Raw genomic sequence first — 21701 nt, forward strand, 5'->3', positions numbered from 1 at the left:
GACACGACCATGAGCGACCAACCCTTTGCCGATGCCGAGCAGGCCTTGAAGGATCATGCCCTGACACTGCCCGAGGCGGCGGAGGATTTCCCCTGGGGGGAGCGGGTAATCAAGGTGCGCGGCAAGATATTCATCTTCGTGAACCATTACGAGGGCCTGTTCCGGGTCAGCCTGAAACTCCCCCACTCCCGCGACTTCGCGCTGGACATGCCGGGTGCCGCACCCACGGGTTACGGGCTGGGCAAGGCTGGCTGGGTCACGTTCAAGTTTCAGCCGGGTGACGAGATCGATGTCGAACGGTTGCGCCGCTGGACGCTGGAAAGCTACCGCGCCGTCGCCCCCAAACGGTTATCAGCCCAATTGCCCACATGACGGGGCCGCGTTCGCGTGGCCTTTTCAAACTGACCGCATCGCCTATCCTTAACCGCACCGCAGCATCCGCCCGCCCCACGGGACAGAAAGCCGAAGATCAAAGCCGATGAACAAGCATATTTCCGTCCGTGGCGCCCGCGAACATAACCTGAAGAATGTCGATGTCGACCTGCCGCGCGACAGCCTCGTCGTCATTACCGGCCTGTCCGGCTCGGGCAAATCCTCCCTGGCCTTCGACACGATCTATGCCGAGGGGCAGCGGCGTTATGTGGAAAGCCTGTCGGCCTATGCGCGGCAGTTCCTGGAACTGATGCAGAAGCCCGATGTGGACAGCATCGAGGGCCTGTCGCCCGCCATCTCCATCGAACAGAAGACGACCAGCCGCAATCCCCGCTCCACCGTCGGCACGGTGACGGAGATTTACGACTATATGCGCCTGCTGTTCGCGCGCATCGGCGTACCCTACTCCCCGGCCACGGGCCTGCCCATTGAAAGCCAGACGGTCAGCCAGATGGTGGACCGTATCCTGGCCATGCCGGAGGGCACGCGGCTGTACCTTCTGGCCCCCATCGCGCGCGGCAAGAAGGGGGAGTTCAAGAAGGAACTGGCGGAGCTGCGCAAGCGCGGGTTCCAGCGCGTGAAGATCAATGGCGAGATGTATGAGATCGAGGAGGCCCCCACCCTCGATAAGAAGCTGAAGCATGATATCGAGGTGGTGGTCGACCGGTTGAAAGTGCAGGCGGACCTGGGCAACCGGCTGGCGGACAGTATCGAAACCGGCCTGGAACTGTCTGACGGCCTGATCTTTGCCGAGAATGCCGACAATGGCGAGCGTACCGTGTTTTCCGCCAAATTCGCCTGCCCCGTCAGCGGGTTCACCATTGAGGAGGTGGAACCGCGCCTGTTCAGCTTCAACAATCCGTTTGGCGCCTGCCCGGCCTGTGATGGGCTGGGGTCAAAGCATTATTTCGACCCGATGCTGGTGGTCCCGGATGAGCGGTTGAGCCTGCGGGAGGGCGCCATCGCGCCCTGGGCCAATTCCACCTCGCAATATTACCTGCAGACCCTGGAAAGTATCTGCGCCCATTATGGCAGCAAGATCGACACGCCCTGGGAGAAGCAGCCGGAAGAGGTGCGCAACTGCATCCTGTTCGGGTCGGGCAAGGTGGCGATCACCATGCGCTATGATGATGGCCTTCGTTCCTATGAAACGAAGAAGCCGTTCGAGGGCGTGGTGAATAATCTCCAGCGCCGCTGGAAGGAAACCGAAAGCGCCCTGGTGCGCGAGGAATTGTCCAAGTACCAGTCGTCGCAGCCGTGCGAGGCCTGTAACGGCGCGCGTCTGAAGCCGGAGGCCCTGGCCGTCAAGATCAAGGGCCTGTCCATCGCCGATATCAGCCGCATGTCCATCCGCCAGGCCGGCGAATGGTTCCTGGCGCTGGCCCCGCACCTGACACAGAAGCAGCGCGACATTGCCGTGCGCATCTTGAAAGAGATCAATGAGCGGCTGGGCTTCCTCAATAATGTCGGCCTGGAATATCTGGCGCTGGACCGTGCGTCGGGCACCCTGTCGGGTGGCGAAAGCCAGCGTATCCGGCTGGCGTCACAGATCGGGTCGGGTTTGACGGGCGTGCTGTATGTGCTGGATGAGCCGTCGATCGGCCTGCATCAGCGCGATAATGACCGGCTGCTGGCGACGCTGAAACGCCTGCGCGATATCGGCAATACGGTCATCGTCGTCGAACATGATGAGGATGCGATCCGTATCGCCGATTATCTGGTCGATATGGGGCCGGGGGCCGGGGTGCATGGCGGCACGGTCGTGGCGCAGGGCACGCCGGCGGAGGTGATGGCCCACCCGGACAGCCTGACGGCGCAATATCTGTCGGGCCGCCGCCGCATCGAGATCCCCAAGCATCGCCGGCCCGGCCATCCGGGACAGTTCCTGGAGGTCACCGGCTGCCGCACCAACAATCTGCGCGATGTGTCGGCCAAGGTGCCGTTGGGCACCTTCACCTGCGTCACCGGCGTGTCGGGCGGCGGCAAGTCGACCTTGGTGATTGAGACGCTGTACAAGGCGCTGGCCAAGAAGCTGATGGGTGCGCGGGAGCATCCGGGCGAACATGACGCCATCCATGGGCTGGAGAATATCGACAAGGTCATCGATATTGACCAGTCGCCCATCGGCCGCACGCCGCGATCCAACCCCGCCACCTATACCGGCTGTTTCACCCCCATCCGCGACTGGTTCGCGGGCCTGCCGGAGGCGAAGGCGCGCGGTTATGGGCCGGGGCGGTTCAGCTTCAACGTCAAGGGCGGGCGGTGCGAGGCGTGCCAGGGCGACGGCGTCATCAAGATCGAGATGCATTTCCTGCCCGATGTCTATGTCACCTGCGATGTCTGCCACGGCAAACGCTATAACCGCGAAACGCTGGAGGTCCATTACAAGGGCAAGAGCATCGCAGAGGTGCTGGATATGACGGTGGAGGAAGGGGCGGAGTTCTTCCGCGCCGTGCCGTCCATCCGCGACAAGCTGGAAACGCTGGACCGGGTCGGCCTTGGCTATATCAAGATCGGACAACCGGCCACCACCCTGTCGGGTGGTGAGGCGCAGCGTGTGAAGCTGGCCAAGGAACTGGCCCGCAGGTCCACGGGGCGCACCATCTATATCCTGGACGAACCCACCACGGGCCTGCATTTCGAGGATGTGCGCAAGCTGCTGGAAGTGCTGCATGCCCTGGTGGATCAGGGCAATACCGTGCTGGTGATCGAACATAATCTGGAGGTCATCAAGACCGCCGACTGGATCATCGATATGGGACCGGAGGGCGGCAATGGCGGCGGCGAGATCGTGGCCGCCGGCACACCCGAACAGGTGGCCAAGGTGGCGCGCAGCCACACGGGGCATTACCTGGCGCCTTATGTGAAGCAACCGACGCGTAAGGCGGGGTGAGGATGGAGCGGGGGGCGGGGGCAGAGTGATCTCGCTTTGCCCGCCCCCTCCTCTCTCGTCATCCCGGCTTGTCGCCGGGATGACGTATAAGCTGGGGTTAATATAATTGACTAGGAAACCATATCGATATAGTTTCCTAGTCAATTAATTTATCTCGAAAGGAGAGCCGTCATGGATGCGGAACGGATCGCCATTGCCCGTGAATGCCTGGAGGCCGCCCATACGGGCAGTATGAATTTCCCCGCCATCATCGGCCGCCTGCTCGCGGCGGGGTTCGAGGGGTATCTTGTGGATTATCGCTGCAGCACGCAGAGCTATTACCTGCCCGATGGCGATGCTGTCACCCTGCCCCTGCCGCACAGCGCCGGCACCATTGCGCCCATCTTCGACGCCGCCTCGGTGGAACGCCTGATCCGCTGGGCCCAGGCCGACGGGCCGGATTATTCCTATCCGGCCTTCTGCGAACAGGTGAAGGAAGCAGGCTGCGCCGGCTACCTCGTCACGTTACTGGGCCGCCGCGTCGTCTATTACGGTCGGACGGGCGACATGCATGTGGAGCATTTTCCGGGGTGATGGGGGGTGCCGGGGGCTTTGAGATTGAAGGAATGCTGCTTGCTATACCTTTGAAATTCCTTCACCGCCTCCCCGGCGAAGGCCGGGGCCCAGGGGCCACATGCCCGATCTTTGTGCAACGGACAGCAGACCGGTTGTGAGGTTGATGCTTGCGCCCCCTGGGCCCCGGCCTTCGCCGGGGAGGCAGATACTCATCGGCAGAGTGAGGCTCGACAGCCCCAGATGCGCGGTGGCACGGGACCGCCGACAGGTATATTCTTACCGAAGCATGATCGATAGCGGCAGAGGTATGACATGGCAGCCACGGCCACCCTGTCCAGCAAGTTTCAGATATCCATCCCAAAGGCCGTCCGCGACGAACAGCAGTGGCAGGCCGGGCAGGAATTCGTGTTCATCCCGAAGGGCAAGGGCGTGCTGGTGATGCCGGTGCCCGAACTGGACCAGCTTGCCGGCATCGCCAGGGGTGCCAATAAGGAAGGCTACCGCGATCGCGCGGATCGTTACTGATGGTCCCGGCAATGCGGCTGGTTGATACCTCGGCCTGGATCGAATGGCTGGTGGACAGTGATCTGGGCAGAAGGCTGGAAACAGAGTTCCCGGACAGATCCCAGTGCATCGTGCCGACCATCGTGCAGCTTGAACTGTCAAAATGGCTGGTGCGGGAGTTGGGCGAGGATCAGGCCGATCAGGTCATCGCCTATACCCAGAAATGCATTGTCGTGCCGCTGGACACCAATATCGCCCTGATGGCGGCGGACCTGCACCGTGAACACCGGCTCGCCACCGCCGACGCCGTGGTTTACGCCACCGCGCGCCAACGGGGGGCGGAACTGCTGACCTGTGACGCCCATTTCAAGGGCTTGGCCGGCGTCACACTGTTTGCCAAGTCCGGCCGCTAAAACCAGACAGAACAGGGACAGGAGAAGCTTATGACCACCCGGATCGCCTCATGCAGTTGCGGCCAGTTGCACCTGACCTGCCAGGGGGAGCCGGGGCGGGTGTCCATGTGCCATTGCCTGGAATGTCAGAAACGCACCGGCAGCGTGTTCAGCACCCAGGCAAGGTTCCCGCGCGACGGCGTGAGCATCACAGGCCGCACCAGCACCTGGGCCCGCCAGGGCGACAGCGGCGGCACCGCCACCTTCCATTTCTGCCCCACCTGCGGCTCCACCGTCTATTGGGAGATGGACTGGGCACCCGATTCCCTTGCCATCGCCGTGGGTGCCTTCGCCGACCCGACTTTCCCGCCGCCGACTGTGATGGTCTATGAGGACAGGATGCACCCCTGGGCGCTGTCGGCAGAGGGGCTGGGGATGGAGCGGTTGGGGTGAGGTTTAGGGGTTTGCGCGCCGCCGTGGTCGTTCACTGACCTCTTCGCTTGCTAAAATCGGAAATTGTACCAGCAACAATAAGTTCCACTCACCGCAGCTTGGTATCAGTCGTCAAACGCACCAATGCCATCTGGATTCTTGCCAGACTTGAGCATTTCGAATTCCGTAAGGTACTGCTCTACGGCTTTCTGAGCGTAGTCAGGAATCGTGCCATCCCGCTGCATCTGATAAAGTCGGTTCGCAGCAGCAACGGTGTCAACGTAACTCTCCAACCAAGTCGGATTAAGGCGGGGTTGAATATGAACCGCCCAATCACCTACCGTTTGGGATCTCGAGTGCCGCAGAAAATTTTGCAGCAGATTCAGTAACCCCGTGTCAGTGTTAGTAACGCGGTCACACCATATTCGCACTTCGGCACTGTCTGCCCACTTTTCCCAGGTGGCAAGTAGCCACTGCATTTCCGGATGTTCCATGAAGCTAGGCCGAATTGCAAGACTCCGTACTCGTTCTATCCATACAATCTTCAGTTGCTTGACTTCGTCGGCCGTCAGCAAAGCGGCAGCTTGTCCCTTAGTGACTTGATCGTCCAACGATTTCAAAAGCCACGACTGGACTGCAACCGCATCGCCAGCTCGCATCTTGGCCTCCAAGATGCCAGCACGTTGATCGGCAGACATCCGCTTTAGAAGATGATAGACGAGACGCGAAACCCGCGAGACATTACCGAAGTCGAATCCTACACGCTCGTCAGCAGGATCAATCAACATGTCACCTATATCGAAGAGTACTTGGATGACCACTTCAATCTGCGCGTCTGGGATGTCCTTCTCGACGTGATCCATCAGTCTTTCTAGTAACGCCCGCGCCTTAGATATGCCATCAGGCCGCCGTTCTTCCTTGGACTGAACAAGTAAATTTCGGAAATCTGAAGGTGACGCGATCGACTCTAGCAGTTCTATGATTTCACTACGGCGCATAACCCCGGTTGGTACAGTAAGCCGAAAATAGATATGGAATAAATCTGGATGGCAGGCCCGTAAATTTCTTCGCCATTCTGCAAGCCAATCCGGGCCGTAAATTGTGTTTCCTGCTTTCGGAAATACACGTTCGATCAACGACTGGCAATTCCTTCTAAAATAATCTGGTACGGTCTCTTTCCAACTGGCATGGAAAGCTTCTCTGGCTCGCTCGTCAGCATCATAGCGGGAGTTATGGTGGTAGCCCGAGAACATATCCGGGTTGGTACGAATCACGTCATACAAGCTGGGCAAAAACACCCGAAGTCCTTCTAGTGCAATAAAATCCACAGTATTTACTTCACCACGGACCACCGGATAGGTGACGGCTATGGTATTCGTGAATCGAACTATGTCACGAGGCACCCGAATCAACGCGTCTATTCCATCATAATAGACGTTCTCCCAGTATGACTGATCAAATACCCCTTCTGATGTGTCACCTATTACTTCGCGGAGCCTTTTGAAAAATGCTGAGCGTAGCGCCACACGATCGACTGGCGGCAATTCAAAGGGTACCTGAATGATCTTCTCCAAGTACCTCTCGCCGGGCAAGCCACTATGGCTTTCGATAGCTTTTGCAGCAACCTCTCGATCGAAAGCCATCAAGTAAATAACGTTAGGGAAGTCAGCTAGTGCCTTAATGACCGTAAACAATTGTCGAGTCTCATCAGGCGCCAATCGATCAATATCATCAACGATTACTAGGATACGTCTACCAGCTTTTCGCAGAATTCCAGCAATCGAACTCTTAAGCTCTGGAACATCCTTGGGTTTACGCTTCGCTTGACCCAATAGCTTGCCTATTTTCTCACCGATACCGCCCGAAATCCCAGTGAGATCGATCAGGCCACCTACCCCCTCGGCGAAATCGGCGAACAAATCACCAAGTTCCTTTAACTTCTCACTCTTCTTGGGAAGGACGGCCTGTAACTGACCAAGAAACGCACGTGCAAGATTTTCGTGCCCAGAAAACCACCATGGATTGAAAACTACGATGATTGTCCGCTCTTCCTCTGGACGCTGCTCGAGGAAGTGTTGGACATAACTCAGAACCGTGGACTTGCCCGAGCCCCATGCTCCGTGAAGCGCAAGCACCAATCCGTCGCTGCCTTGATAACGGTAGATGCTCTCAGCTAAGCTCTTTGCAAAAGGCACATGTCCGAAAAGATCATCCTTCGGGTCGTTGCTAGGACGGTCAGCTGACAGAGCAGTCATTTGTTGCCTCATCATGTAGTCACAACAACAAAATTTCCACAGTTGAAGCCACAAAATGATCTTTCATGTTACAATTTACAACTTAAATGGATTGGCAGTTATGAGTTCGCTTCGGCAGAGTTTATCGGTGTCATTCCAGAAACAGTCGATCAGCAAACAGCCCCAAAACCCCCTCACTCCACCCGATGCCCCTCCAACCGCCGCCGTGCGGCCTCTTCCTCGGCGCGGCGTTTCTCTTTCTCGGCCTTGGTCTGGCCGAACTTCACGCGGTTTTCGGCGGCCTGGACCTCACGGTCGGCTTTGGCCTTGGCCTTGCGGGCGCGGTTGAGATTCACGATTTCGCCCATTTCATTCCCTATCCTGTCGGGCACCGGTTCTATAGGTTAAGACCCGGATATGGGGGGATGGCAAGAGGGATGGGCTGGGTGTGAAGCGGATCGCGGTGACCCTGGGGCTGACGCTGGCCCTTCTGATCCTGGTGGTGCTGGTGGGACCGGCGCTGGTGCCCTGGAACGAGTTTCGCTCCCGCGTGGCCGATGGGCTGGCCGGGCTGACGGGGCGGCAGGTGGTCATTGATGGCGATCTGAACCTGACCCTGCTTCCGGTGCCCACCCTGACGGCGGGCGATGTCCGGCTCCTGGATAATGGGGAGCCGCTGGCCCGGATCGGGCGGGTGGGCATGCGGGTGCGGCCCTGGCCCCTGCTGCAAGGACAGGTGCATATCGAGCAATTGGCGCTGGATGACGCGGAGATGCGGGCCATCCTGCCCGCCGACGGGCCGGCACGCTGGCCCATCGCCCTGTCATCGCTTGGCGGGGCGGTGCAGGTGGAGGGGGTGACCCTGTCGGCGGGTTCGCTGGTGCTGGAGCGCGCGGGCGGCGATGTCATCCGGTTGGCGGGCCTGTCGGGTGAATTGACGGCGGGCGGCCCCACGGGACCGTTCGAGGTGACGGCCACGGGTGGGCTGGATGGCGCGCCGGCGCGGTTCAGCCTGAATGCCGCCCGCAAATCGGCCAATGGGGCCGTGCCGGTGCGGGCCTTGCTGGCGCTGACCGATGCCAAGGCTGAATTGCGCTTTACCGGCACCCTGCCGCCCGCCGGTGGCGATCTGCGCCTGGATGGCGATGTGGCGCTGCAGGGGCCGGATGCGGCCCCCGTGCTGCGGCTGGTACAGCATCTGGCGGGCCTGGAACTGCCGGCGGAGGCCTTGGGCGGAACGGGGACGGCGGGGGGCAAGGCCCCTGCCCTGTCGCTGCGCGGGCGGCTGTCGCTGACGCGGCAGAGCATGGGCATGGACGGGATCGACCTGCAATGGGGCGATAGCCGCGCCACGGGCAGCGTGGAAATCCCGCGTGCGGGCGACGGGGTCGGGTCGGTCGTGCTGGCCTTTACCGCGTTGGACCTGGATGGGTTGGGCGCCGACCTGCCGGGCCTGTCGCCCTGGCTGCTGCGCGCCAACCTGACCTTGGACCTGCTGGCCGATCAGGGGCGGTGGCGCGGGGATGTTGTGCGCGACCTGCGGCTGATCGGGCGGTTGGGCGGCGGGGTGCTGGGCGATGCGGAACTGTCCGCCACCCTGCCCGGCGGCACCAATGTCACCTTGAAGGGGGCCGCCGATTTCAGCGGGGAACAACCGCTGCTGGGTGCCGATATCGACCTTGCCGCCAACAGCCTGCGCGACACGCTGTCCTGGGCCGGGGTGGGGATGGAGACGGTGCCCCTGGAACGGCTGCGCCAGGCGCGGCTGACGGGGCGTCTGTCCGGCAAGCCGCAGGATATCGCCCTGACGGATGCCAAGGGCAGCGTCGATACGACCAGCTTCACCGGGGCCATTACCCTGTCGCGGCGCGACCGCGCGGGCCTGGGCCTGCGGCTGGACCTGGACCGGCTGGACCTTGACGCCTACCGCACCAAGGAGGCACCGCCGCTCTGGCCTGTGCTGAAACCGCTGCTGGACGGGGTTGATCTGACGCTGGAGGGCAAGGCGGGGCAGCTGGTGGTGGCGGGTCTGCCGCTGGACGGGCTGTCGCTGGATGCAGGCTGGACCGGGGGCACGCTGACCCTACGCGATGCGGCGGCGGATGGGGTGGCCGGCATCAAGATGAAGGCCAGCGGCCACCTGTCAGATAAGGAGGGAGAGGCATCGCACCTGACCCTGACCGCGTCGGGCGGCACGCTGGCCCCACTGCTGCGCGCCCTGGGCCGGCCCGACCCGGTGCTGGCCGACCGGTTGGGGCCGGTATCGCTGGAGGCGCGGCTGGTCGGTGATGCGGCCAAGCTGGCGGTCGATATCCGCGCCGACGCCCTGGGCGGCACGACGCAGGTGGGGGGCAGCATCGGCAACCCCACCGCCAGGGACGAAGCACAACTGGATGTGAAGCTGCGCAGCACCCTGCCCGACAGCGCCAATCTGCTGCGCCTGCTGATGCCGGACTGGCGCCCTGCCGGGCCGTTGGGTCCGTTGGACCTTTATGCCGGCATCACGGGGCCTGTGCGCGGCGCGCTGGTGATGGACGGGGTGACGGGGCAGTTCGCGGGGCATAATGCCAATGGCACCCTGACCTGGACGCCGGCCCCGACGGATGGGTCTGGGCCTGCGCGGCTGGACGGCAAGCTGTCGCTGTCGGTGCTGGATGCCGATCTGGTGATGCCGGCGTTGACGCGAGAGGGGGCCGCCTGGGACCTGGGCTGGACCCGCCACCTGAACGCAAAGCTGGATATCAGCGTGCCGCAGCTGACATTGGGGGGCGAGAAGCTGGGCACTGTCGCCTTGCCGCTGACCATCGGCAATGGCCTGATCCGGGTGGAGGGGGCGACGGCCCGCTGGCAGGGTGGTGACGTCACCCTGACCGGCGCGTTGGAACAGACGGAACGATCCGGTCTGGCGACGGATGAGGAACCGGGGCCGGTGCCCCTGTCGGGATCGCTGACCCTTTCCGTAAAGGATGCGGTGACGCCCGGCTGGCTGTCCGGCCCGGCGCTGGGGGTCGGCGGTGGTCGCTTCGACCTGTCGGTGACGGGCACCGGGGCCGGGCCGACGCCGCGCGCCATCCTTTCCGCCCTGGCCGGCGAGGGCAAGGCCAGCCTGCGTGATGGCTCCATCACGGGTCTGGATCTGGCGCTGGTGGCCAAGAAACTGGCCGAGGGCGGGCCGAAGGGACCAACGCAACTGCGCACCGCGCTGCGTGCCAAGGGGGTGACGGGCGTCGACAGCCTGTCCCTGTCCTTCACCCTGGCCGATAAGGTGGCGGCCTTGAGCGGGATTGAGGCCGTGGGGCCGGCGGGGCGGATCGACGGGGCCGGACGCTGGTCCTGGCAGGCGCGCACCCTGGACCTGGGCCTGACGGTGAAGGCCGCCACCCCGCCCGACGCGCCGGCCATGAGTGTCAACCTGAGCGGCCCCGACCAGTCGACCGTGCGAACCCTGGACGTGGCCGCCGCCGATAGCTGGCTGGGCAAGCGGGAGGCCGAACGGCTGGCCAAACAGGCCGCCGCCGAAGCAGCCGAGGCCGCAAAGGCGAAAGCGGCGGAGGCGGCCAAGCCCAAGCCCGCCACCCCCGCACCGGCAGCACCCAAGCCAGAGGCAAAGCCGACGCCGGAGCCAAACAAGGACGGGACGGTGAAGGGAATCCTGGACCGGTTGAAAGGGAACCCTTGATTTGAAAGTCGAATAGGTATTCAAGTTCCAACCAACAGAACCATGAGCCAGCAGGGAGTGAGTGCCATCATGTTGAAGGGTAAGGTTGCCATCATCACCGGCTCCACCAGCGGCATCGGCCTGGGTGTGGCGCGCAAGCTGGCGGCCTCCGGCGCCGATGTCGTGCTGAACGGCTTTGGCGATGCAGCGGAGATCGAGGCGGTGCGCAGCGCCATTGAGACGGAATTCGGCGTCAAGACCCGCTATTCCGCCGCCGACATGACCAAGCCGAACCAGATCAAGGCCATGGTGGATGAGACGGTGGCGACCCTCGGCTCCGTCGATATCCTGGTCAACAATGCCGGCATTCAGCACACAGCCCCCGTTACGGAATTCCCCGCCGAACGCTGGGACAGCGTCATCGCCATCAATCTGTCGGCGGTGTTCCATGGCATCCAAGCCGCCCTGCCGCATATGCAGGCCAGGGGCTGGGGCCGCATCATTAATATCGCGTCGGTGCATGGGCTGGTGGCCAGCGTCAACAAGGCTGCCTATGTCGCTGCCAAGCATGGCGTCATCGGCCTGACCAAGGTGGTGGCGCTGGAAAATGCCGAGGGTGGCATCACCTGCAACGCCATCTGCCCCGGCTGGGTGCTGACGCCGCTGGTGCAGAAGCAGATCGACGCGCTGGCCGCGCGCGAGGGGATCAGCGAGGCCGAAGCCAAGGTGAAGCTCTTGTCGGAAAAGCAGCCGTCCAAGCAGTTCACGACGCCCGAGGAACTGGGCGATCTCGCCGTCTTCCTGTCGTCCCAGGCCGCCGCCAACATCAAGGGCGCTGCCCTGACGGTGGATGGTGGCTGGACCGCGCAGTAACTCCCCACTCCCAATTCCCCTCCCCCAGTTAAAGTCCATCATGACCCGATCCAAATCCGTTGTTCGCCCCCGTGTTGGTCTTGCGTTGCAGGGGGGCGGGTCGCATGGGGCCTTTACCTGGGGGGTGCTGGACCGGTTACTGGAACTGGACCGGCTGGATGTAGAGGCCATCTCTGGCACCTCCGCCGGGGCCATGAACGGGGCCTTGATGGCCTATGGCTGGCTGAGCGGTGGACCACAGGCGGCGCGCGATCTGCTGTACCGGTTCTGGCGGCGCGTCGCCAAGGCCAACGCGTTTGGCCCGCTGTCGCCGTCCTTCCTGACGCAGCTGACCGGCAATCCCAATGTAGAGGCGCACCCGGTCTATGCCGGGTTCGACCTGATGATCCGCATGATGTCGCCGTACCAGTTCAACCCGCTGGGCCTGAACCCGCTGGCCGATGTTCTGGAAGGGCTGATCGATTTCAAGCTGTTGCGTGAGGCGGCAGAGATGCGGCTGTTCGTCAGCGCCACCAATGTGGCGCGCGGGCGCATGCGGTTGTTCCAGGGCAAAGACCTGTCGGCGGATTGCCTGCTGGCTGCGGGCTGCCTGCCCTTCCTGTTCCAGGCCGTGCGGATCGAGGGGGAGCATTACTGGGACGGCGGCTATATGGGCAATCCGGTGCTGGACCCGCTGATCAAGCAGTGCCAGACCAACGACATCCTGATCGTACAGGTGACGCCCATCGAACGGCCCGAAGTGCCGAAGAACCCCACGGCCATTGTCGACCGTATCAACGAGGTTAGTTTCAATTCCATCTTCCTGCGCGAACTGCGGTCGATTGAGCTGGTGAATCGGCTGCTGGCCAAGGGGGCGATGACGGAAGAGGCGTCGGGCATGCGGCCCATCCACCTGCACCGGATCGAGGCGGAGGAACGGATGGGCCATCTGGGCGTGTCCAGCAAACTGAACGCCGATTGGGGATTTCTGAGCGACCTGCGCGATACGGGCCGGGCGGCGGCGGATGAATGGCTGGCCCGACATGAGAAGGATCTGGGCAAGCGCAGCAGCTTCGAAACAGGCCCGCTTTTCGTGTGAAATGGCCTGTGACGGGCGTCACAGTTTGTCGCAGTTGCCCCCTATGTCGGGCGTGACAAACATGGTATAGCGGCCATTCCTCAGCATCCAAACACAACAAGGCTGCAATGGCTTGGATATCAAACGACCCTGAACGGGGTTTTTTCGGGCATCCGCGTGGTCTGGCGCCGCTGTTCTTCGCCGAAATGTGGGAACGTTTCTCCTTCTACGGCATGCGCGCGCTCCTGACCCTCTATCTCGTCAAGCATTTCCTCTATAGCGATGGGACCGCTGGCTTCATCTATGCCAGCTACGCGTCCTTGAACTATGCGATGCCGGTTATCGGCGGCCTGATCGCCGACCGGTATCTGGGCAGCCGCAAGGCGGTGATGCTGGGCGCCATCCTTCTGGTCTGCGGCCATATCGGCATGGCCTTTGAAGGATCGCCAGCGCAGGTGATCGACGGTGTCGTCGTGCGTCAGTCGCCCTATGACCAGATCATGTTCCTGTCGCTGGCCTTCATCATCACCGGCGTCGGCTTCCTGAAGTCGAACATCTCGACCATGGTCGGCAAGCTGTATGGCAGCAAGGACGACCCCCGCCGTGACCCCGGCTACACGATCTTCTACATGGGCGTGAACCTGGGTTCCTTCTTCTCCACCATCGCCTGCGGTTACCTGGGCGAGACCTATGGTTGGAAGTATGGCTTCGGTCTGGCCGGTCTGGGCATGGTGTTCGGTCTGATCGTGTTCGCGCGCGGAACCAAGTGGTACCGCAATTCCGAAGCGCCCGATCCGGTGAAACTGTCCAAGCCGCGCGCCTTTGGCCTGTCGCTGGAATGGATGATCTATATCGCCGCCCTGGTCGGTGTGGTCATCAATTGGCAACTGGTGCAGAACCACCATGTCGTCGGCTCGCTGCTGCTGGCCGTTGTGGCGCTGGTCGTGGTTGGCCTGATCTGGTTCTCCATCAGCCAGTGCACCAAGATCGAGCGTGAACGCCTGATCGCGATGATGATCATGATCTCGCTGTCGGTGGTGTTCTGGACCCTGTTCGAACAGGCCGGCACTTCGCTGACCCTGTTCGCGGACCGCAATTCAGACCGCATGCTGTTCGGGATGGTCATTCCGGCCTCGGTGGTGCAGGTCTTCAACCCGATGTTCATCGTGCTGCTGGGCCCTGTGTTCAGCTGGGGCTGGGTGGCACTGGCCCGCAAGGGTCTGGAGCCTTCGACCCCGATGAAGTTCGGTCTGGCCATCATCCAGGTGGCCCTGGGCTTCGGTGCCCTGGTCGTTGGCGCGTCCGTGGTGGGCGAGGATGCCCAGACCGGTATCATCTGGCTGGTCCTGGCCTATCTGCTGCATACGACCGGTGAACTGTGCCTGTCGCCCGTCGGCCTGTCGATGATCAGCCGCCTGTCGGTGGCCCGCATCACGGCCATGATGATGGGTGTCTGGTTCCTGTCGTCGGCTGGCGCGCATTATCTGGCCGGCTTCATCGCCGATGCCGCCAGCGCCAGTGCGGAGGGCGGTGCCGTGCTGTCGCCGCAGGAAAGCCTGAAGGTCTATGCGGGCGTGTTCTATGATCTGCTGGTTTGGGCCGGCGGTATCGGCGTTGCCGTCTGCATTGCCTCCCCGCTGATTCGTAAGCTGATGCATACGGACGCCGCCGACATGCACACGGAAGAAAAGGGCAGCAAGGCCGCCTGATCCTTGCGGCTTATGCTGATGTACAAGGGGCCGTCCGGAGCAATCCGGGCGGCCCTTTTGTTTTATCCCCGTAAAGCCGCCAGCATGGCATGGTCCGTCATGTCGAACCCAATAGGCGTGACGCTGATTTCCCGGCGGCGCAGGGCACCGATATCAGTATCGTCAGCCCCCTGCCCCGGATGGCGGCGGATGGAAAGCCAGTGATAGGGAAAGCCGCGCGTATCCTCCCGGCTTTCCACGCCCATGACCATGCTGCCCGGCTCGGCCTGCCGTGTGATGCTGACACCCGCTACCTCACCCGGCTCAACATCCGGGAAGTTCACATTCAAGACGCTGGCCGGCGCCGTGCCAAAGCGGCGGACAATAGCCTCCAGCCCCGATATGGCCGTCTGCCAACGCACATTCTTGCGGTCGCGCCAGGCTTGGCTGATGGCATAGGCGGGCACCCCGCACAGCCGGGCCATCAGGGCGGCGCTGACCGTCCCGGAATAGCCAACCTCTTCCCCGATATTGGCGCCACGGTTGATGCCGGAAAACACGATGTCGGGTGGATTGTCCTTCAGGATGTGGCTTAAGCCGATCACGACACAGTCGCTGGGCGTGCCGGTGACGGCAAAGCGGCGGGGGCCGCGTTCAAGGACACGCAAGGGGCCATGCAGGCTGATGGCGCGCGACACGCCCGACTGGTCATGTTCGGGGGCCACCACCCAGACCTCCGCCGCCAGCGGCGTTACCGCCTCCACCAGGGCCGCCATACCCGGCGCGTCGATGCCATCATCATTGGTCAGCAGCGCACGGCGAAACAGGGGGGCGGTCGGGGCTTGCATGACGGGTCCGGACATGGTGGTTAAAGGCACTATCCATTCAAATCGAACAAGCGTTTGAAGTCGAGCGCGAACAGGACCCGCAGACCATGGAAGAACGCCTGCCCACCCATCTGTTTGTGCAAAGCCACCTCTGGCGGCTGTCGGCGGCAGGCGTGCCGGCCTATGTGCTGCGCAAGGGGGAGCGGGAAAGTGGGCTGATTCTGCTGAAGATCACGGTGCCGTTTCAGGGCAGCCGCATGTTCACCCAGGGCCGCGACATCAATGGCCGGCTAGGCTGGCAACCGGGGGCCAATGGCGAGATGATTGACGAAATGGCCGCACGGGAATTCGTGGAGCGCCATGTCAAGCGTGACCCCGACCTGTGGGTGATCGAGGTGGAAACGCGGGATGGCAGCAATCCGTTTGTCGAAGACAAAACCTGACACATATCTGCCCCCCATGCGCTTTTCCTTGCAGTGGCGGATGATTTCGTGAATTCAGGCGCGGAACCCAGATCGAACCCCAGACATTGGTTCCGCAACCCATGAAACACCCTGCCTACCGCTACGCCCGTATTCTGTCCGCGACGACCGCCCTTCTGGCCCTGTCGCTTCCCGCACTGGCAGAGACGGCCCCCCCTGGCACGAACCTTGACGAGATCGTCGTCACCGCCACCCGCCGCGCCACCACCATCCGCGATGTCCCGGCCAGCGTATCCCGCGTGGACCGTAAAGACTTTGAGCCGAAGGCGACCCGTTTCATCGGGGAAGAGCTGCGCGGCCTGCCCGGACTGGTCATCAAGACCAATGACCAGGGCACCTATACCGACATCACCATCCGTGGCGTGCCCAACCGCGTACATAACGACACCATCACCGTCCTGATGGATGGCGTGCCGTTCGTCACCGGCGATGACGAGGTGGACCTGGAACAGCTGCCCTTTGGCGTCGTGGGCCAGGTCGACGTTGTGCGCGGGCCGACCAGCGCGCTTTATGGCCGTGGTGCCATTGCCGGCACCATCAATTACCTGACCCGCGACATCACCGACGAGCCGCTGTCCCAGGCACAGGCCGGCATCGGTTCACACGATTGGTGGAACGCCGCCGCGATGGTGCAGCGGGCCACCGGGAATGTCGGTGCTATCCTGATCTCTGCCCAGGCGCAGGGGTCGGACGGCTGGCGCGACCGCACGGAGCGGGAGGAACAGACCCTGTTCGTGAAGCAGCGTCTGGACCTGACCGAAGCGACCATCCTGAACCTGACCGGCACTTATGTGAATACCGAACAGGGGTTGGCCGGCGAACTGCCGACCGATGCCAACGGCATTCCGGTATCCCTGCCCGGTGGGCGCAAGGGCAATTGGAACCAAGATGGCGCCGGCTTTGACAAGCGGATGTGGACGGGGACAGGGGTCCTGACCAGCGAGGTGACGGATGATGTCAGCGCCACCACCCGCCTGCACGCCCGCCACGCCAACACCGCCGGCAAACAGGGTTTCTTCAACCCGTATGACCCGGCCAGCGGCACCGTGGATTTCACCGGCTTCCGCGTAGATGGCAGCACCGACACCTATTTTGCCGAACAGCAGGTGGATGCCCGCCTGGACGATACTTGGCGCGTACTGGCCGGTCTGTCGGCGGAACAGGTAAATGCCCATCATATCGAGACCTGGACCGGGGAGTTCGATTTCGGCCCCCGTTTCTACACCCAGCGGCGCAACGCCCTGACCGGCGCGCATGTCGATGCCAGCCTGTGGCAATCGGATTACCTGCTGAACGCCAAGGCCCGCAACCGCACGCAGGCGGCCTTTGCCCAGGTCGATACCGATTGGGGCGACGTGGCCGCCAGCATCGGCGCGCGGCTGGACCGGTTCCAGCGCCGGGTGCATTACGGCCCGTCTGGCAGTGGCTACGGCCCCGACCCGGAAGTGACGGTCAAGGACAGCGACAGCCATATAAGCCCCAAGGCATCCCTGCGCTGGCGGGTTAATGACCTGCTTACCGCCTATGCCGCCTTGGGCGAAGGGTTCAGCCCCGGTTTCGGCCCCATCTGGTCCTTCCGCAACCGCGACACGGACCTGAACCCCGAAATCGCCCGCAATATTGAGGCAGGCTTGAAGGGGCAGTCGCCGGATGGCCGCTTCACGGCCAGCGTGACCGCCTATCAGCTTCGCCGCTCCGACCTGTTGCAGTTGCTGCCCGTCGGCGGATCGGCCCGCACCATCAATAGCGGTCGCCAGCGGTCACGCGGGGTGGAGATGGAGGCAGGCGCCAACCTTGGCAACGGCACCGCCCTGACCCTGACCTATGGCTATACACAGGCCATCTGGACGGAGAATGCCTTCCTCGAACCCGACACCAACCGGCCTTTCGACTTTACGGGCAAGGATGTGGCAGGCGTGCCGCGCCATGCCGGGCGGGTGGAGATCGTGCAGGCCATGCCGGATGTCCCCGTCACCCTGCGCGCCTGGGCCGATATCTCCGGCGATTACGCTTATGACGGGGCCAACAGCCGCAAGGCAGGCGGCTATATACTGACCAATGCCGCGGTTACCTGGGCGGCGTTGGACGGTCTGGACCTGACCCTGACGGGCCGCAACCTGTTCGACCGCCGGGTCAACACTGTCGTCGCCAACAATGATGGTCCCTTCGCCTATTTCCCACAAGCGCCACGGGAATGGGTGCTGACGGGCACGGTACGTTTCTGAACCAAGGGGGAAACGGGGCGACCGCTTCGTTTCCCTGGTACAGGCACGGTCGGACCTGCTATATTTTGTCGCAGTGGGTTCGACCGATCGCCCCTTTGCGGTGTCCCCCCTTCGGAAACACCGCTCCTTCTTCGCCGGGCCAACCGGCCGAACCATGACCGCCGGCCATCCGTGGTGATGTCGGACAGGCCGGCTTTTGGGGAGGTCGAGGATATGGCTTATCGCATGGCCGCCGATCAGGCGGCGATGAACAATGATCGTTCCGTCGTCATGCCGGAAATCCGGCATATCAGTGTGCATGATCTGATGGATGCGCTGTCCATGGGCGTGCGGGATTTCATGGCCGCACCCACACAGCTTCTGTTCCTGGGACTGATCTATCCTATCGTCGGCGGGCTGGCCGCCGCGGCGGCGGCACAGAATGATCTGGTCCCCCTGCTCTACCCGGCATTGGCTGGCCTGTCGATCATGGGCCCCATCGCGGCCTTGGGCATGTATGAATTGTCGCGGCAGCGCGAAATGGGCGTAGAGATCACCTGGCGCAACGCTTTGGATGTCCGCAATTCCGGGCAGATCATGCCCATCGCCTGGCTCGGCGCGATGTTGCTGGCGGTATTCCTGGTCTGGCTTGGTGTTGCGGAACGCATCTATATGGCAACACTCGCCAGCCAGCCGCATGACGGGATCGCCAGCTTCATCAATGCGCTGATCAGCACGCGCGAGGGCATGATGATGTTCATCATCGGCAATGGCGTCGGATTCCTGTTCGCCATGCTGGTGCTGACCATGACGGTCGTGTCCTTCCCCATGCTGTTGGACCGCCGCGTCGGGGTGCTGGATGCCATGATCACGTCGGCCCGCGCGGTCTGGCACAACCCCGTCACTATGGCCATCTGGGGCCTAATGGTGGCCAGCCTGCTGCTGCTGGGCAGCCTGCCGCTGTTTGTCGGGCTCGCCGTAGTCATGCCGATCCTGGGGCATGCGACCTGGCACCTGTACCGCAAGCTGATCGCATAACGTTAGTGAACTTATTGAAATCGCAACGAAAGCATGCAAGATTATCAACACCTGTTAAAAACTGGGGCTTGATCATGCATGCTTTCACAAAGGCTCTGCTGGGCCTTTCTTTGACCACCATTATCGCAACTCCTGCCGCATGGGCCGAGGGGAAGCAGAATTTCACGCTGAAGAACAGGACCGGCTACACGATCTCTGAGGTCTATGTCTCGCCCAGTAAGGCGTCGAGCTGGGAAGAGGACATCCTGGGCCGCGATCAGATGTCCGATGGCGAATCCTATGAAATCCAGTTCAGCCGCAAGGAAAAGCCCTGCATGTGGGATTTGAAGGTGGTCTACGACGACGGCACCCCGGCCGAGTGGGAAGGCTTCAACCTGTGCGAAGTCTCGACCATTAAAATCTTCTACGACCGCAAGAAGGACACGACCTGGGCCGAGTACGAGTAAGTCCAGGACCTGATCGTTCAGAAGGGGCCGCCGGCGGGGAACCGGCGGCCCTTTTCTTTTGGACAGGTGGCTTTAAAGAAAAAAGGCTGCCGGGTCGCACCGGCAGCCTTTGAGTTAAAGAGCAGTCCGAATTGTCAAAATCAGAACTGTTCGACGTCCAGCTCCATCATTGACTTCGCACCTGACATCAGGCTCTTGAAGCGGAAATCCACCTCCGGCAGCATCTTCTCCACGAAGAAGCGGGCCGTCTTGATCTTGGCGTCGTAGAAGCTTTCCTTGCCGTCGCCGCCCTCGGCCAGCTTGGCCTGGGCCACCTTCACCATCTTCAGCCACATCCAGCCCACGGCCACCAGGCCGAAGATGCGCAGATAGTCGGTGGAAGCAGCACCAGCTTCGTCCGGACGGGCCATGCCCTTCTGGGCCACGACGGCAGTCGCCTGCTGCAGCTTGCCGAAGGCCTTGGCAACGGGGATGACGAATTCCAACAGCGTCGGGTTTTCCTGGCTCTGCTCCAGTTCCGCCTGCATCGGGTGGAAGAAGCGGCGCAGCAGGCGACCCAGATTCTGCGGCAGCTTGCGACCGACCAGATCCAAAGCCTGGATGCCGTTGGCCCCTTCATAGATCATGGCGATGCGGGCATCGCGCACGAACTGTTCCATGCCCCATTCACGGATATAGCCGTGACCGCCATACATCTGCTGGCTGTTGGTGGCGACCTCATAGCCCATGTCGGTGAAATAGGCCTTCACGACGGGGGTCAGCAGGGCCACGAAATCGTCGGCCTCCTGACGAACCACCGGGTCCGGGTGCTTTTCCACCAGATCGATCATCATGCCGACCCAATAGCCCAGCGCGCGGCCCCCCTCGGTGAAGGCCTTGGCCTGCATCAGGTTCTTGCGCACGTCCGGGTGGACGATGATGGGGTCTGCGGCCTTGTCCGGGGCCTTGGCGCCCGACAGCGAACGGCCCTGGATACGGTCCTTGGCATAGGCAACAGCATTCTGATAGGCGACGGCGGCTACGCCCAGACCCTGCATGCCCACGCCCAGACGGGCGCTGTTCATCATGGTGAACATGGCGCGCATTCCCTTGTGCGGCTCACCCACCAGCCAGCCCTTGGCGTCATCAAAATTCATGACACAGGTGGCGTTGGCCATGATGCCCATCTTATGCTCGATGGAACCGCACATCACGCCGTTGCGCATGCCGGGTTCATTATTCTCGTTGGGCAGGAACTTCGGCACCAGGAACAGGGAGATGCCCTTGATGCCCGGCGGGGCGTCGGGCAGCTTGGCCAGCACCAGATGGATAATGTTGCTGGTCAGGTCATGCTCACCGGCGGAGATGAAAATCTTGGTGCCGGTAATGTTGTAGCTGCCATCCTCATTGGGGACGGCCTTGGTCTTCATCAGGCCCAGGTCGGTGCCGCAATGCGGTTCCGTCAGGCACATGGTGCCGGACCATTCGGACGACACCATCTTGGGCAGATACTGAGCCTTCAGCTCGTCGCTGGCATGGGCGCGGATGGCGTTCATGGCGCCATGGGTCAGGCCCGGATACATGGCGAACGCCATGTTGGAGGAACACATCAGTTCTTCCAGCACGAAGCCGACCGTGTGCGGCAACCCCTGCCCGCCATATTCAGGATCGAAGGCCAGCCCCTGCCAGCCGCCTTCCTTATAGGTGTCATAGGCTTCCTTGAAGCCCTTGGGCGTGCGCACCACACCGTTTTCGTAGTGGCAGCCTTCCTCGTGACCCGAACGGTTCAGCGGCTGCAGAACGTTCTCGCACAGCTTGGCGGCTTCTTCGAGAACGGAGGCGACCAGATCGGGGGTGGCATCCTCGAAACCCGGCAGCTTAGTCAACTGTTCGGCATTCAGGACGTCATTGAGCACGAAGGAGATATCTTCGAGCGGGGCCTTGTAGACGGGCATGGGAACTCTCCGTGTGGACCGCTACCGCGGCAGACCGTCATCCCCCACCATG

At 62.2% G+C, this 21701-nt stretch carries 18 protein-coding genes; 14 read left to right on the plus strand and 4 right to left on the minus strand.

Features of this window, described 5'->3' with window-relative positions; all coding sequences use genetic code 11:
• The first annotated feature begins 9 nt into the window (after positions 1–9).
• From ABC729_RS06275 to ABC729_RS06300, 6 genes are all read left to right on the plus strand, one after another.
• Complete coding sequence (locus ABC729_RS06275) at positions 10–372, plus strand: MmcQ/YjbR family DNA-binding protein (RefSeq protein ID WP_495606779.1); 363 nt, start codon at positions 10–12, stop codon at positions 370–372.
• Positions 373–478: 106 nt separating this feature from the next.
• A complete protein-coding gene (gene uvrA, locus ABC729_RS06280) occupies positions 479–3325 on the plus strand; it encodes an excinuclease ABC subunit UvrA (RefSeq protein ID WP_495606780.1) in 2847 nt (948 codons plus the stop codon).
• A gap of 171 nt (positions 3326–3496) precedes the next feature.
• Positions 3497–3898 carry a DUF1398 domain-containing protein gene (locus tag ABC729_RS06285; RefSeq protein ID WP_495606781.1) on the plus strand — a complete coding sequence of 134 codons (402 nt, stop codon included), beginning with the start codon at positions 3497–3499 and terminating at the stop codon, positions 3896–3898.
• Between the two features lie 294 nt (positions 3899–4192).
• Positions 4193–4405, plus strand: a complete 213-nt coding sequence (locus ABC729_RS06290; protein ID WP_495606782.1) for an AbrB/MazE/SpoVT family DNA-binding domain-containing protein — start codon at positions 4193–4195, stop codon at positions 4403–4405.
• Positions 4405–4797 (plus strand): type II toxin-antitoxin system VapC family toxin, encoded by a 393-nt coding sequence (locus tag ABC729_RS06295; RefSeq protein ID WP_495606783.1) that lies wholly within the window; start codon positions 4405–4407, stop codon positions 4795–4797. The genes ABC729_RS06290 and ABC729_RS06295 overlap by 1 nt, the downstream gene beginning before the upstream one ends.
• 30 nt (positions 4798–4827) lie before the next feature.
• Positions 4828–5229 (plus strand): GFA family protein, encoded by a 402-nt coding sequence (locus ABC729_RS06300; RefSeq protein ID WP_495606784.1) that lies wholly within the window; start codon positions 4828–4830, stop codon positions 5227–5229.
• Between the two features lie 104 nt (positions 5230–5333).
• Here the strand turns inward: ABC729_RS06300 and ABC729_RS06305 are convergent, their stop codons facing one another.
• Positions 5334–7463 (minus strand): KAP family P-loop NTPase fold protein, encoded by a 2130-nt coding sequence (locus ABC729_RS06305; protein WP_495606785.1) that lies wholly within the window; start codon positions 7461–7463, stop codon positions 5334–5336.
• A 173-nt stretch (positions 7464–7636) separates the two neighbouring features.
• Positions 7637–7810 carry a DUF4169 family protein gene (locus ABC729_RS06310; RefSeq protein ID WP_495606786.1) on the minus strand — a complete coding sequence of 58 codons (174 nt, stop codon included), beginning with the start codon at positions 7808–7810 and terminating at the stop codon, positions 7637–7639.
• Positions 7811–7890: 80 nt separating this feature from the next.
• Here ABC729_RS06310 and ABC729_RS06315 point away from each other — a divergent pair, with 80 nt between their 5' ends.
• The 4 genes from ABC729_RS06315 to ABC729_RS06330 all read left to right on the plus strand — a co-directional run bounded on the left by ABC729_RS06315 (position 7891) and on the right by ABC729_RS06330 (position 14739).
• On the plus strand, positions 7891–11121 hold the full coding sequence (locus ABC729_RS06315; RefSeq protein ID WP_495606787.1) for an AsmA family protein: 3231 nt from the start codon (positions 7891–7893) through the stop codon (positions 11119–11121).
• 69 nt (positions 11122–11190) lie between these two features.
• On the plus strand, positions 11191–11973 hold the full coding sequence (locus ABC729_RS06320; RefSeq protein WP_495606788.1) for a 3-hydroxybutyrate dehydrogenase: 783 nt from the start codon (positions 11191–11193) through the stop codon (positions 11971–11973).
• A 40-nt stretch (positions 11974–12013) separates the two neighbouring features.
• The gene (locus ABC729_RS06325) at positions 12014–13051 is read left to right on the plus strand and encodes a patatin-like phospholipase family protein (RefSeq protein ID WP_495606789.1); all 1038 of its coding nucleotides are present in this window, start codon (positions 12014–12016) and stop codon (positions 13049–13051) included.
• Positions 13052–13158: 107 nt separating this feature from the next.
• Positions 13159–14739 (plus strand): peptide MFS transporter, encoded by a 1581-nt coding sequence (locus ABC729_RS06330; RefSeq protein WP_495606790.1) that lies wholly within the window; start codon positions 13159–13161, stop codon positions 14737–14739.
• Positions 14740–14801: 62 nt separating this feature from the next.
• Here ABC729_RS06330 and surE read toward each other — a convergent pair whose 3' ends face one another.
• Positions 14802–15566: a 5'/3'-nucleotidase SurE gene (gene surE / locus ABC729_RS06335; protein WP_495606791.1), complete on the minus strand. Its 765-nt coding sequence runs from the start codon at positions 15564–15566 to the stop codon at positions 14802–14804.
• 86 nt (positions 15567–15652) lie between these two features.
• On the opposite strand from surE, the gene ABC729_RS06340 reads away from it, so the two are divergent.
• From ABC729_RS06340 to ABC729_RS06355, 4 genes are all read left to right on the plus strand, one after another.
• Positions 15653–15988, plus strand: a complete 336-nt coding sequence (locus ABC729_RS06340; protein WP_495606792.1) for a DUF1491 family protein — start codon at positions 15653–15655, stop codon at positions 15986–15988.
• Between the two features lie 101 nt (positions 15989–16089).
• The gene (locus ABC729_RS06345; RefSeq protein WP_495606793.1) at positions 16090–18252 is read left to right on the plus strand and encodes a TonB-dependent receptor; all 2163 of its coding nucleotides are present in this window, start codon (positions 16090–16092) and stop codon (positions 18250–18252) included.
• A 213-nt stretch (positions 18253–18465) separates the two neighbouring features.
• On the plus strand, positions 18466–19269 hold the full coding sequence (locus tag ABC729_RS06350; RefSeq protein WP_495606794.1) for a DUF2189 domain-containing protein: 804 nt from the start codon (positions 18466–18468) through the stop codon (positions 19267–19269).
• Positions 19270–19343: 74 nt separating this feature from the next.
• The gene (locus ABC729_RS06355; protein WP_495606795.1) at positions 19344–19715 is read left to right on the plus strand and encodes an argininosuccinate lyase; all 372 of its coding nucleotides are present in this window, start codon (positions 19344–19346) and stop codon (positions 19713–19715) included.
• A gap of 140 nt (positions 19716–19855) precedes the next feature.
• On the opposite strand, the gene ABC729_RS06360 is transcribed toward ABC729_RS06355, so the two are convergent.
• On the minus strand, positions 19856–21649 hold the full coding sequence (locus tag ABC729_RS06360) for an acyl-CoA dehydrogenase C-terminal domain-containing protein (protein WP_495606796.1): 1794 nt from the start codon (positions 21647–21649) through the stop codon (positions 19856–19858).
• Positions 21650–21701 lie beyond the last annotated feature (52 nt).

The sequence above is a fragment of the Niveispirillum sp. CC-CTL257 genome, assembly GCF_059489915.1.

Coding starts and splice junctions, on each gene's coding strand:
- ABC729_RS06300 (WP_495606784.1), top strand. CDS start 4,828: ATGACCACCCGGATCGCCTCATGCAGTTGCGGCCAGTTGCACCTGACC.
- ABC729_RS06275 (WP_495606779.1), top strand. CDS start 10: ATGAGCGACCAACCCTTTGCCGATGCCGAGCAGGCCTTGAAGGATCAT.
- ABC729_RS06320 (WP_495606788.1), top strand. CDS start 11,191: ATGTTGAAGGGTAAGGTTGCCATCATCACCGGCTCCACCAGCGGCATC.
- ABC729_RS06350 (WP_495606794.1), top strand. CDS start 18,466: ATGGCTTATCGCATGGCCGCCGATCAGGCGGCGATGAACAATGATCGT.
- ABC729_RS06325 (WP_495606789.1), top strand. CDS start 12,014: ATGACCCGATCCAAATCCGTTGTTCGCCCCCGTGTTGGTCTTGCGTTG.
- surE (WP_495606791.1), bottom strand. CDS start 15,566: ATGCAAGCCCCGACCGCCCCCCTGTTTCGCCGTGCGCTGCTGACCAAT.
- uvrA (WP_495606780.1), top strand. CDS start 479: ATGAACAAGCATATTTCCGTCCGTGGCGCCCGCGAACATAACCTGAAG.
- ABC729_RS06285 (WP_495606781.1), top strand. CDS start 3,497: ATGGATGCGGAACGGATCGCCATTGCCCGTGAATGCCTGGAGGCCGCC.
- ABC729_RS06305 (WP_495606785.1), bottom strand. CDS start 7,463: ATGACTGCTCTGTCAGCTGACCGTCCTAGCAACGACCCGAAGGATGAT.
- ABC729_RS06330 (WP_495606790.1), top strand. CDS start 13,159: ATGGCTTGGATATCAAACGACCCTGAACGGGGTTTTTTCGGGCATCCG.
- ABC729_RS06340 (WP_495606792.1), top strand. CDS start 15,653: ATGGAAGAACGCCTGCCCACCCATCTGTTTGTGCAAAGCCACCTCTGG.
- ABC729_RS06360 (WP_495606796.1), bottom strand. CDS start 21,649: ATGCCCGTCTACAAGGCCCCGCTCGAAGATATCTCCTTCGTGCTCAAT.
- ABC729_RS06295 (WP_495606783.1), top strand. CDS start 4,405: ATGGTCCCGGCAATGCGGCTGGTTGATACCTCGGCCTGGATCGAATGG.
- ABC729_RS06310 (WP_495606786.1), bottom strand. CDS start 7,810: ATGGGCGAAATCGTGAATCTCAACCGCGCCCGCAAGGCCAAGGCCAAA.
- ABC729_RS06290 (WP_495606782.1), top strand. CDS start 4,193: ATGGCAGCCACGGCCACCCTGTCCAGCAAGTTTCAGATATCCATCCCA.
- ABC729_RS06345 (WP_495606793.1), top strand. CDS start 16,090: ATGAAACACCCTGCCTACCGCTACGCCCGTATTCTGTCCGCGACGACC.
- ABC729_RS06355 (WP_495606795.1), top strand. CDS start 19,344: ATGCATGCTTTCACAAAGGCTCTGCTGGGCCTTTCTTTGACCACCATT.